Raw genomic sequence first — 12,509 nt, forward strand, 5'->3', positions numbered from 1 at the left:
AAATTTTGCATCCTCGATTTTAAACATCAGTTATAATGAACTATATTTGATTTATCCCTTAACGTATTCTAAATGACCAAACACAAACGCCCTACTTTGCAAGATATTGCCTCCCATCTCGGCATTACCAAAATGACCGTCAGCCGTTTTCTGCGAGATCCGAACATGGTAGCGAAAGAGACGGGAGAACGTATTGCACAAGCGATTGAGCAGTTTGGTTACATTCCTAATCGTGCCCCTGATATTCTTTCGAACGCCAAAAGTAGGGCGATAGGCGTGCTTGTTCCCTCTCTTACCAACCAAGTATTTGCGGATGTGATCAAAGGCATTGAACAGATTACCGACCAGGCAGGTTATCAGACAATGCTTGCTCACTACGGTTATAGCGAAGAGAAAGAAGAGAAACGGATTGAATCGCTGCTTTCTTATAATATTGATGGCATTATTCTCTCTGAAAATCACCATTCTGCCCGCACGCTAAAAATGCTGGAAGTAGCTCGTATTCCAGTGATTGAGATAATGGAGTGCGAAGGTAGCATTCAACAAGCGGTCGGATTTGACAATATTTCTGCAGCACAAGCAATGGTGGAAACGATGATCAATCGAGGCAGCCGCTACATCGCCTATTTCGGGGCGAGAATGGACAAACGCTCTCAGCTTAAAATGCAGGGCTACGAGCAGGCGATGCAGAAACACAGTTTGACACCATTGAATATCACGACCGAAGAGCATTCCTCTTTTACGCTCGGAGCAGAACAACTCCGCCAAGCTCTAGCTCAACAACCACAGCTAGACGGTGTGTTCTGCACCAATGACGACTTAGCCATCGGAGCATTATTTGAATGCCAACGTTTGGGCATCGCTGTGCCGGAACAGATCAAAATCGCAGGCTTTCACGGACACGATGTTGGGCAGTCCCTTACTCCACAGCTTGCCAGCGTGATTACCCCTCGCTTACAAATGGGCAGAGTAGCAGCACAAGAATTGCTCAACCGCATTCACGGCATTCCGCAACAAAGCCCGATTATCAATTTGGGCTATCAGATTCATTTGGGAGAGAGTGTGTAGGGGCAAATTGTAATTTTCCCCTACGGTGTTATTTTGCTAACAATGGTTTAACCGCCTCCACACATCTCTCCACTACTTCTTCAAAACTGCCGTCAATATCAATAAAGATTATATCCGGTTCGTCTGCTTGTGGGATTTCGAGAGTATTGAACTGGCTTTGCAACATTTCGGGTTTCATAAAATGTCCTTTGCGTTGTTTCATTCGTTCCAGCACCAGCTCAAATGAGCCGTTTAGGAATAGGAATTTTACATCGGCATTGCCCCCGCGGATTTGATCACGATATTTTTTCTTTAATGCCGAGCAGACAATAATCCCTTTTTCGCTTTTCTGTTCTAGGCTGAAAGCGGCATCGTTAATCCGCTCTAACCAAGGTCGGCGGTCATCATCATTTAGCGGTGTACCACTTGCCATTTTCACTATATTCGCACGAGGGTGAAGATCGTCCCCATCAATCAATTTCAACCCTAATTTCTGTGCAACAGCCGTACCAACAGAGGTTTTACCGGTGCTGGATACCCCCATTAAGATAAATGCTTTTCCTTGAGACATTTGTCTGCTCCTATGTTATCGGTAACTCTTGTTTGAGCTTAATTTAGCAGTTTAAAACGAAAAATCATCTGATATTTACGCAAAATTTGAAGTAGATCACAAATTTAAAATAAAAAATAACGAATTATTTACAAGTTTAGTTTTTATCGCTATGTTACCGATAACAATTTCATTGTGGAGAAAATAGTATGTTACTTTTCATTATGTTTGCCGCAATTTTATTATTGCTGGTATTAATTATTAAATTTAAGGTTCACGCCTTTGTCGCCTTAATTATTGTGAGTTTACTCACGGCATTAGCAGCAGGTATTCCTGTGGATAAAATCTTGCCAACCTTATTAAACGGCTTTGGTGGTACGCTTGCTTCTGTTGCATTGCTAGTAGGTTTGGGAGCGATGATTGGTCGTTTACTCGAAATCACGGGGGGTGCAAAAGTATTGGCAGACACGCTTATCAATAAATTCGGTAAAGAGAAAGCACCATTTGCGTTGGGTGTGGCATCATTGCTATTCGGTTTCCCGATTTTCTTTGATGCGGGTTTAGTCGTGATGTTGCCAATTATTTTCAGCGTAGCGAAACAGTTTGGCGGCTCAGTTCTGCGTTATGCTTTCCCTTCTGCAGGGGCATTTGCGGTAATGCACGCTTTCCTTCCTCCGCACCCGGGTCCAGTCGCTTCGGGTGATTTACTTGGCGTAAATATGGGTTTATTGGTATTAGTGGGTTTAGTTTGTGCAATTCCAACTTGGTACATTGGTACTTATATATTCAGCCAATTTATCAGCAAACGTATTCACGTTGATTTGCCAAAAGCATTTTTGAACGGCTTATCCGCAAATGAAATGGCAGTACAAAATCCACCGAGTTTTGGTAAAGTGCTAACAGTACTATTACTGCCAATTATCTTAATTTTATTTGATACAGGTTTAAACACGCTCTCTGTTGCGAAAGTAGTGGACGGCAACGAACTTTGGGTGCAAAGCCTACGTTTAATTGGAAAAACGCCAGTAGCATTATTGATTACCCTGATTGTGGCAATTATTCTTCTGCGTGATAATCGTAGTCTCGACCAAATCGAAAAAATTTGTAACAACGCACTTGGCCCAATTTGTTCTATCGTGTTAGTAACGGGTGCTGGTGGTATGTTTGGTGGTGTGTTGCGTGCAAGTGGTATTGGAGATGTATTATCTGAAATGATGGCAGATACTGGAATGCCGATTGTTGTTGCAGCCTTTATTATTGCTACAGTGTTCCGTGTCGCACAGGGTTCAGCAACTGTTGCTTTAACCACAACTGCGGCACTGATTGCACCAATGGTGGCAGCTGCTCCAGACTTAAGCCAGTTTGACCTTTGCTTTATCGTAATCTCAATTGCTTCAGGTGCAACAGTGCTTTCTCACGTGAACGACTCAGGCTTCTGGCTTATCAGCCGCTTCCTAGAAATGGACGAAAAAACCACACTGAAAACTTGGACAATGCTTGAAACGTCAATTGGTTTAACCGGTTTCGCCTGTGCATTAATTGGTAGCTGGTTACTCTAATTTAACTCTTACAAGCGGTCGATTTTCTTCAGAATTTTGCAAAATAGATAGGAAAATCGACCGCTTGTTTTTTTATATAACTATTGGAATTTTCCCTTTAATTGGAGTAGATTATAGACGTTCCGTTCTATTTTTAATCATTTAACAGGAGTGATTATGCCAAACACCCAATTTTCTTTACTGGACTTCAGAGCCTATATTAACGGGGAGTTTGTCGAAGGTAAGAGAACCTTTGACGTTACTAATCCAACTAATGGTGAATTAATCGGTAAGGTTGCAGATTTAGAGGCGGAAGAAGCCCGTTTAGCGATTGAAAAAGCAGTTATCGCACAGAAAAAATGGCAGGCATTATTACCAAAAGAAAGATCAACGATTTTACGCAAATGGTTTGATCTCATCATTCAGAATAAAGAAGAGCTGGCTCAAATTTTGAGTTTGGAACAAGGAAAACCGATTACTGAAAGCCGTAATGAAATTACCTATGGAGCAAGTTTTGTTGAATTTTATGCGGAAGAGTGCAAACGAATTTATGGTGATGTGTTGCCACAAGATAAGCCTGATCATCGTTTAATGGTTATCAAACAACCTATTGGTGTAGTAGCCGCGATTACCCCTTGGAATTTTCCTAGTGCAATGATTACCCGCAAAGCCGCTCCAGCACTAGCAGCCGGCTGTACGATTATTTTTAAACCTGCGGCAGAAACGCCACTTTCAGCTATCGCTTTAGCAAAATTAGCTGAGCAGGCAGGAATTCCAGCAGGAGTGTTTAACATTGTTACTGCGGAGAAATCAGAAGATATTGGCAAGGAATTAACCACTAATCCAAACGTAAGAAAAGTCACTTTCACAGGCTCAACGCGTGTGGGTAAGATTTTGATGGAACAATCGGCAAGCACCGTTAAAAAATTAGCCTTAGAATTAGGTGGTAATGCCCCGGCAATCGTGTTTGACGATGCAGATTTAGATAAAGCGGTTGAAGGCGTGTTTGCCTCAAAATTCCGCAATGCAGGACAAACCTGTGTTTGTGCTAACCGCATTTATGTGCAAGCGGGTATTTATGAGCAATTTCTTGCAAAATTCCAACAAAAAGTCGAGCAAATTAAACTCGGAGCACCAACTGAACCCGATGTGACAATGGGGGCATTAATTAGCAAACGAGCTCTTGAAAAAGTGGAAGATCATATTGAAAATGCTCTTTCTCTTGGTGCGGAGTTAGTGATGGGCGGTAAACGCCACGAGCTTGGCGGTACTTTTTTCCAACCCACCATTTTGAAAAATGTAACACAAAAGATGAAGGTAGCTCGTGAAGAAACTTTTGCTCCACTTGCGCCAATTTTCAAATTTGAAACGGAAGAAGAGGTTATTCAATGGGCAAATGACACCGAATTCGGTTTAGCCTCTTATCTCTTTAGTGAAAATCTTTCCCGTATTTGGAGGGTATCTGAACAGCTGGAATACGGCATTGTTGGTATAAATGAAGGACTGATTAGCAACGAAATTGCCCCATTCGGCGGGGTCAAAGAGTCTGGAATCGGACGAGAAGGCTCAAAATATGGGCTGGACGAATTTTTAGAGATGAAATATCTCTGTATGAAAATTTAACAGTTCGGGACGCAAATAGCGTCCCGATTTTTTTGCAAAAAATAGCAGAAATATGACCGCTTGTATTATTCAAATTTTTCTTTATAGGTTTCACTATTAACCCATAAATGATCTTGCTCCCAAGTGAATTTCCACTTGCGAACAGGGCCTGCCATTACATTCAGATAATAGTTGTTATAACCGGCAATAGTGGCAACAGGGTGGTAGCCTTTTGGTACTTTTACCACGTTCTTATCATAAACTGCCATACATTCGTCTAGGGTACGATCATCGGTATAAACTCGCTGTAAAGCAAAACCTTGTGGTGGATCGAAGCGATGGTAATAAGTCTCTTCTAAATAGGTTTCTTGTTCGGAATTTTTGTCATCGTGTTTATGGCTTGGGTAAGAACTGGTATTGCCTTCATCAGTAAATACTTCTACAACTAATAAGCTATCTGCAGGTTCTGTTTCTGGCAGAATATTATGTACTAAGCGTTGATTATTGCCGAAACCTCGTTTTTCAACCCCGACATCTTCTGGGCTAATCAGTCGTACAGGATAGTTCCCCTGACTTGGTGCTTTGCAAACCGCAAGTTCTAATTGACCGCTTGTTTCCACTTTCACTTGCTTGTGTGGCGGAATATAGACGGAATAAGGTGGGATTTTTTCAAATGGATTCGAACGATTACCGATATTTTCAAAACGATGCTCATCGACAAATACAGATCCTTTTCCTGCAACAAAAACGAGGCAGAGTTCATTTTCTCCACTCTCTAAGGTAATAGATTGATTATCCAGCTGATAAACGGCAAAGCCAACATATTCCCAGTTAGCATTTTGTGGTGTGATGTCTTGAATTAAACCACTTGGCTGAACCTGTGGTTTAGAAAGTAAAAAACTCATAATATCTCCTGTGTATGTACGTAATATTGATAGCTCCTACTATAGCCTAGATAGTTGTTTTTGGGGATAAGTAATCTTCAAAGTTGTTATCAAGATCACAAAAATGAAATAAATTTTTCATTTTTATTATTTTTGTATTGATATTTTCTATTTTTGGGAGTAGTTTATGGAATATCTTTTGTCTATTCTCGATTTATAATCTAATAAGGAGTTTTCGATGAGCCAACAATTTGTGCAAAACTTTATTAATGGTACGGCAGTTGAAAGCCAGAGCCAACGTATTACTTCTGTATTTAACCCGGCAACCGGTGAAGAAACAAAAAAAGTGAAATTAAGTACCGCTACTGAAGTGGATTCTGCTATTGCCGCTGCGGATGAGGCATTCAAGAGTTGGTCGCAACAATCACCACTTCGCCGTGCTAGAATTTTATTTAAATTCAAAGAGTTACTAGAAGTAAACTTTGAAGAGTTAGCTCGTCTTATAAGTTCTGAACACGGAAAAGTCTATTCAGATGCAATTGGCGAATTAACGCGTGGTTTAGAGGTGGTTGAGTTTGCAACGGGTATTCCGCACTTACAAAAAGGTGAATTTTCTGCCAATGCAGGGCGTGGCATTGATATTCACTCTATTCAACAGCCATTAGGGGTTGTAGCAGGTATTACGCCATTTAACTTCCCGGCAATGGTGCCAATGTGGATGTTCCCGGTTGCACTTGCTTGTGGCAATACTTTTGTTTTAAAACCATCTGAAAAAGATCCTAGTGTATCTATTCGTTTAGCAGAATTATTAAAAGAAGCAGGCTTGCCGGACGGTGTGTTTAACGTGGTACAAGGTGATAAAGAAGCGGTGGATATTCTTTTAACCGATCCACGCATTCAAGCGGTCAGCTTTGTGGGTTCAACGCCGATTGCTCAATATATTTATGAGAAAGGCTCAGCGAACGGTAAACGTGTTCAAGCCTTGGGTGGTGCGAAAAACCACGCATTGATTATGCCGGATGCGGATGTACAGGGCACAGTGAACGCCTTACTCGGTGCAGCATTCGGTGCGGCAGGTGAGCGTTGTATGGCATTGTCTGTAGCAGTAGTTGTAGGTGATGAGCTAGCTGACAAAATTGTTGAAGAGCTGATTCCAAAAGTAAAAGCATTGAAAATCGGTGCAGGCTTATTGCCAGAAGGTGAAACTGAAAACGATATGGGACCGGTCATTTCCAAAGAGCATAAAGCAAAAATCGAAAGTTATATCGATCAGGGTGTAGAGCAAGGTGCAAAACTTTGTGTTGATGGTCGTGGATATAAAGCCTCAGGATACGAAAATGGTTATTTTGTTGGTGGAACATTATTTGATAATGTCACCCCTGAGATGACGATCTGGAAAGATGAGATTTTCGGACCTGTGTTATCAGTAGTACGTGTGAAAGATTATGCCGAAGGTATAGCGATTATCAACAGCCACCAGTACGGCAACGGTAGTGCGATCTTCACTGCAGACGGTGATTCAGCTCGTCAATTTACCCAAGATGTCCAAGCCGGTATGGTTGGCGTGAATATTCCAATCCCAGTACCAATGGCATTCCACTGCTTTGGTGGCTGGAAAGCCTCTATTTTTGGACCATTAAATGTTTATGGTACAGATGGTGTACGTTTCTATACCCGTATGAAAACAATTACAACCCGTTGGCCGGATAGTGCTGTTCGTAGTCAAGCAGCATTTAACTTCCCAACATTATAATTATAAATATTCTTCCTTTTTTGATTGTTTAGCGGTGAGAAATCACCGCTTTTTTATTTTTGTAAAAAATTCTCTAATTTTGACCGCTTGTTTTTATTCCTATTATTTTCTCTTAAAAATGTGATCTGAGTAACAAATTTGAAACAAAGTGTTTGGAGAGGTAAATTTAGAATGTTATATTTCTTTTTGAAAAATTTATTTCATTTTTTTATATTTGAAATAAGACTTCATTTCTCCTTCGTAGTTTGAAGCGGTACTGGCAATTATGCCGTTAATTCTAATCTCACAAGAGGATTTTGTATGAAAAAGCGTATTAAATTTGCATTAAGTGCTTTAACGTTAGGCTTAGCAATGAACAGCTTTGCGAAAGATGAACTTGTTGTATTTAGCTTACCAAACCTATCTAGCCCATTTGAGGTTCAGCTACAAAAAGTAGCGGTGGAAACCAGTAAGAAGTTAGAGATTAAATTGCAAGTGTTAGATGGGCAGAGTTCATCAACCAAACAGGCTTCGGACTTAGAAAATGCGATTACGCGTGGGGCAAAAGGTATCATTATTTCTCCAAATGATGTGAATGCAATTTCAGGTGCGGTGGAAGAAATTATTCAAGAGAAAATTCCTGCAGCGACATTAGATCGTAAAGTTGAAAGCAGCAAACCGGTTCCGCACTTTGGTGCAAATAACTACACCGGTGGTCAAGAAGTAGCGAAAGCAATCAAAGCGAAATATCCGGACGGTGCAAAAATTATTTTGTTAACCGGTCAGCCGGGTTCAACGTCAAATATTGAGCGTACTAAAGGTATTCGTGATGAATTATCTGCCGGTGGAGATAAATACAAAATCGTAGTCGATCAAACAGGTAACTGGTTACGTTCGGAAGGTTTACGCATTATTGAAAGCGTACTACCAACCCTGAAAGAAAGACCGGATGTAATTATTTCTGCAAACGATGATATGGCGTTAGGTGCGATTGAAGCATTACGCAGTCAAGGCTTAAAAGCTGGAGATATTTTAGTAACAGGCTTTGATTCTACACCGGAAGCTCTAGCTCGTGTGAAAGATGGTTGGTTATATTTAACGGCTGACCAACGTCCAAGTTTTGCGGTTAGTTCTGCATTAGAGCAAGTAGTTGGTAATATTCGTGATAGTAAAGAAGTAACGGGTGCAGATTATCCACCAAAAATTATTCTTAAAGATAACTTGCAAGAAGCGGAACGCTTTGCGGAAATCAGTGAATAATATTTTATTACCTCCCTGTAGAGGCAGGGAGGTTTTTCTTACGGAGGTTGTATGTCCACTCCTTTACTTGAAGTTAAAGATCTTACCAAAAGCTTCTCTGGCATAATGGCTCTTAACGGAGTAAAACTCACGGTAGAAAAAGGCGAGGTTCACGCCCTACTTGGGGAAAATGGTGCGGGGAAATCTACATTATTGAAAGCTCTTTCAGGTGCTCAGCCTCAAACGAGCGGTGAGATTATTTTTAACGGCGAAAAACTCAATTTAAATGACTCACCTTTTGATCGCCAACTTAAAGGCATTGTTACCATTTATCAAGAATTCAATTTACTGCCAAATATGACAGTAGCAGAAAATTTTTTCTTGGGCAGAGAGCCTGTCAATGGCTTGTTTGTCAATGAAAAAGCAGTGAATGATGAAGCACAAATAGTGCTGGATAATCTTGGCTTAAACATTAAACCTGATACCCAAGTTTCCCGTTTAAGTGTTGCTCAACAACAGATGGTGGAGATTGCCAGAGCAATGACCTTAAACGCGAAATTAATCATTATGGATGAACCGTCTGCAGCATTAAGTGATAAAGAAGTTGAAAAGCTTCATCAAATTGTAAGAGATCTCAAAAGTCGTGGTGTGAGTGTTATCTATGTTACCCACCGCCTAAATGAAGTATTTGCGTTATGTGATCGGTTTACCGTTTTCCAAGACGGTCGTTATTCTGGCGAAGGTGAAGTGAAAAATGTAACAGTTGATGACATCATTAGAATGATGGTGGGGCGTGAAGTTGCTTTTACTCGTCGCCCGGCTGAGGAAACTCATCATACCCATCGTCCTGTACGTTTAGCAGTAAAAAATTTACATCGTGAAAAGCCAGCACTTGATCCTCACGGCATTGCATTGCACGGCGTGTCATTTAATATTCACGAAGGCGAAATTTTAGGAATTGCAGGCTTAGTAGGTGCAGGTCGTACCGAAATTGCTCGCTGTTTGTTTGGTGTCGAAAACTATACCGCTGATGAAATCAGCTTAGATGGTAAACCTTATGCGGCAACATCTCCATTGGATGCGTTAGAAAAAGGTGTAGCATTAGTACCGGAAGACCGTAAGAAAGAAGGTTTAGTACTGGGCTTACCGATTAAAACCAATATGACGTTGCCGATTTTAGGTAAATTGCTTAAAGGTAATCTGTTCGTCGATAATCAAAAAGAAGATGATTTAATCGAAACTTATCGCCAAGCACTAAGAATTAAAATGGCAAGTAGCGAGCTAGAAGCTCGCAAATTATCAGGTGGTAATCAGCAAAAAGTGATTTTGGCACGTTGTATGGCATTAAATCCCAAAGTACTAATTGTTGATGAACCAACACGCGGTATTGATGTGGGGGCGAAATCAGAAGTTCACCAAGTTTTATTTGATATGGCAAAACAAGGTGTGGCGGTTTTAGTGATTTCGTCTGACTTGCCGGAAATTATGGCAATTTCAGACCGTATTATTACTCTTTCTGAAGGACGGGTAACGGGTGAGATTCACGGCGATGATGCGACCGAAGAAAAATTAATGTCAATGATGGCTGTTGGTGTTCAGCGTGAGCACACAGTGTAAGAGAGGTTTGTATGGCAACACAATTTTTAAAAAATCTAGGAATGGTCGATGACAAAGGCAAAATTGATTTTATCGCCTTCTTTGAACGCTTCGGGGTTCTGATTTTCTTGATTTTATTAGTGATTTTCTTCACTTCACAAAACAGTGCATTCCTATCTCAACGGAATATCTATAATGTCTTAACCGAAGTATCGATTTTTGGCATTATGGCTGTAGGTATGACCTTCGTCATTTTAACCGCGGGGATCGATCTCTCTGTAGGTTCAATTTTGGCAGTTACCGCGATGTTCGCTGCTTATATTATTAAGGGCGATAATACGGTTACTGTTGAACCCGGTGCGTGGGGTGGAATGAGCTGGTTGATTGGCTTAGGTATCTGTTTGGCTCTAGGTACTTTTATCGGTTGGCTACACGGTTTAGGTGTAACTAAACTTAAGTTACCTCCATTTATTATCACATTAGGTGGTATGACAATTTGGCGTGGTGTAACTTTAGTACTGAATAACGGATCACCAATTGCTGGTTTTGATGAAGGCTACCGCTGGTGGGGACGTGGAGATATTCTCGGTGTGCCTGTTCCTGTTGTGATTTTTGCAGTAGTAGCGATTATTGGTTACTTCGCCCTGCACAAAACTCGCTGGGGACGCTATGTGTACTCAGTTGGTGGTAACCCAGAAGCAGCTCGTCTTGCAGGGGTAAATATCAATCGTACGTTAGTGAGTGTTTATGTTGTTATTGGTGCATTAGCAGGTTTAGCCGGTTTTATTCTCTCCGCTCGTTTAGGTAGTGCGGAATCCGTTGCCGGTGTATCGTTTGAATTACGTGTCATTGCCTCGGTAGTTATCGGTGGTACTTCCTTAATGGGTGGTTACGGACGCATTACAGGCACAATCATCGGTTCGATTATTATGGGGGTGTTGATTAACGGCTTAGTATTGATGGATGTCTCAGCTTACTATCAACAAATTATTATGGGTATTATCATTATCCTCGCTGTAGCCTTTGATACTTATGCGAAGAGCCGAAGAGGAGCGTTATAGATAATTTATAAGGCGGACTTATGTCCGCCTTTATTTTGCAAAAAATTAGCGAAAAACAACCGCTTGTTAGAGGAAATTAGAATGAAAACTGTCAAAATTGGCTTAGTGGGTACAGGATATATCGGTCGTTGCCACGCCATTGCCTATGCACAAGCTCCAACCCTTTTCCCACTTAAAGGAAAACTTCAACTCGAATACCTTGCCGAAATTAACCAAGCACTTGCTGAACAGAAAGCCCAAGAATTTGGTTTTAACCGAGCCACGGACGATTGGCGAAAACTAGTAGCTGATCGAAATGTCGATGTGGTTGATATCTGTACCCCAAATTTCTTGCACAAAGAAATTGCACTTGAAGCGATTAAACACGGCAAGCACGTCTATTCCGAAAAACCGTTGGCACTGACTGCGGCGGATGCTAAAGAGATGGTGGAAGCGGCACAAAAAGCAGGGGTAAAAACCTTAGTTGGCTTTAACTATATGAAAAATCCGACTTCACAACTGGCTCGTCAAATTATCCAAAACGGCGAAATCGGCGAGGTGGTACATTTCTACGGTACACACAACGAAGACTATCTAGCCAACCCAAACACGCCAATTGACTGGCACTGTTACAAAGCCAAAGCCGGTTTAGGTACGCTAGGCGACTTGGCGGCACACATCGTGAGTATGGCTCACTATTTAGTCGGCGAAGAGATTGTGAGCGTGGTCGGCGATATGCAAACCGTGATCACCGAACGCCCAAATCCACACAATTTGGCGGAAAAAGTGAAGGTTGAAAACGAAGACCAAGCCACCGCCATCGTCCGTTTTGCCAACGGCGTTATGGGTACGATTGAAAGTTCCCGCATCGCCTGCGGACGTAAAATGGGGCTCACCTATGTGGTTACGGGAACCAAAGGCTCGCTCAGCTACACCCAAGAACGAATGGCGGAACTGAAACTCTACCTGCACGATGACGACAAACCTCGCCAAGGCTTCAAAACCATTCTCGTCGGACCAGAACACCCCGATTATGCTGCTTTCTGCGTGAGTGCAGGACACGGCATTGGTTTCAACGATCAAAAAGCGGTGGAAATTCGTGATCTCATCAATGGCATCGCTGCCGATGATCGAATGTTCCCTGATTTTGAAGAAGGCTATAAAATCTCCCGTGTGTTGGAAGCCATTGCGAAATCAGCGGAAGAGGAACGGTGGGTAGAGGTGGAAGAAATTTAATAAAAATAGCGTAAATCTCATTAGGTTTACGCTATTTTTATTAGG

Annotated in this window: 10 protein-coding genes; 8 read left to right on the plus strand and 2 right to left on the minus strand. The window is 41.6% G+C overall.

Going from position 1 to position 12,509, the window contains the following annotated elements:
• The first annotated feature begins 72 nt into the window (after positions 1-72).
• Positions 73-1,068: a gluconate operon transcriptional repressor GntR gene (gene gntR, locus V6W77_RS09100; RefSeq protein ID WP_334254447.1), complete on the plus strand. Its 996-nt coding sequence runs from the start codon at positions 73-75 to the stop codon at positions 1,066-1,068.
• Between the two features lie 28 nt (positions 1,069-1,096).
• On the opposite strand, the gene V6W77_RS09105 is transcribed toward gntR, so the two are convergent.
• Positions 1,097-1,618 carry a gluconokinase gene (locus V6W77_RS09105; RefSeq protein ID WP_334254448.1) on the minus strand — a complete coding sequence of 174 codons (522 nt, stop codon included), beginning with the start codon at positions 1,616-1,618 and terminating at the stop codon, positions 1,097-1,099.
• A 188-nt stretch (positions 1,619-1,806) separates the two neighbouring features.
• Between V6W77_RS09105 and V6W77_RS09110 the strand changes: the two genes are divergently transcribed.
• Together V6W77_RS09110 and V6W77_RS09115 are read left to right on the plus strand one after the other, a co-directional pair.
• Positions 1,807-3,156: a GntP family permease gene (locus tag V6W77_RS09110; protein ID WP_334254449.1), complete on the plus strand. Its 1,350-nt coding sequence runs from the start codon at positions 1,807-1,809 to the stop codon at positions 3,154-3,156.
• A gap of 156 nt (positions 3,157-3,312) precedes the next feature.
• Positions 3,313-4,758, plus strand: a complete 1,446-nt coding sequence (locus V6W77_RS09115) for an NAD-dependent succinate-semialdehyde dehydrogenase (protein ID WP_334254450.1) — start codon at positions 3,313-3,315, stop codon at positions 4,756-4,758.
• A gap of 65 nt (positions 4,759-4,823) precedes the next feature.
• Here the strand turns inward: V6W77_RS09115 and iolB are convergent, their stop codons facing one another.
• A complete protein-coding gene (gene iolB / locus V6W77_RS09120) occupies positions 4,824-5,642 on the minus strand; it encodes a 5-deoxy-glucuronate isomerase (protein ID WP_334254451.1) in 819 nt (272 codons plus the stop codon).
• Between the two features lie 217 nt (positions 5,643-5,859).
• Between iolB and V6W77_RS09125 the strand changes: the two genes are divergently transcribed.
• The 5 genes from V6W77_RS09125 (at position 5,860) to V6W77_RS09145 (ending at position 12,464) form a co-directional block, all read left to right on the plus strand.
• A complete protein-coding gene (locus tag V6W77_RS09125) occupies positions 5,860-7,374 on the plus strand; it encodes a CoA-acylating methylmalonate-semialdehyde dehydrogenase (protein ID WP_334254452.1) in 1,515 nt (504 codons plus the stop codon).
• Between the two features lie 300 nt (positions 7,375-7,674).
• Positions 7,675-8,613 (plus strand): sugar ABC transporter substrate-binding protein, encoded by a 939-nt coding sequence (locus tag V6W77_RS09130; protein ID WP_334254453.1) that lies wholly within the window; start codon positions 7,675-7,677, stop codon positions 8,611-8,613.
• Between the two features lie 51 nt (positions 8,614-8,664).
• Positions 8,665-10,209, plus strand: coding sequence for a sugar ABC transporter ATP-binding protein (locus V6W77_RS09135; protein ID WP_334254454.1), 1,545 nt, complete (start codon positions 8,665-8,667; stop codon positions 10,207-10,209).
• Positions 10,210-10,220: 11 nt separating this feature from the next.
• Positions 10,221-11,249, plus strand: coding sequence for an ABC transporter permease (locus tag V6W77_RS09140; protein WP_334235522.1), 1,029 nt, complete (start codon positions 10,221-10,223; stop codon positions 11,247-11,249).
• 81 nt (positions 11,250-11,330) lie between these two features.
• The gene (locus V6W77_RS09145; RefSeq protein WP_334254455.1) at positions 11,331-12,464 is read left to right on the plus strand and encodes a Gfo/Idh/MocA family protein; all 1,134 of its coding nucleotides are present in this window, start codon (positions 11,331-11,333) and stop codon (positions 12,462-12,464) included.
• Positions 12,465-12,509 lie beyond the last annotated feature (45 nt).

The organism is Mannheimia indoligenes (assembly GCF_036880405.1).
Lineage (GTDB): Bacteria > Pseudomonadota > Gammaproteobacteria > Enterobacterales > Pasteurellaceae > Mannheimia > Mannheimia indoligenes.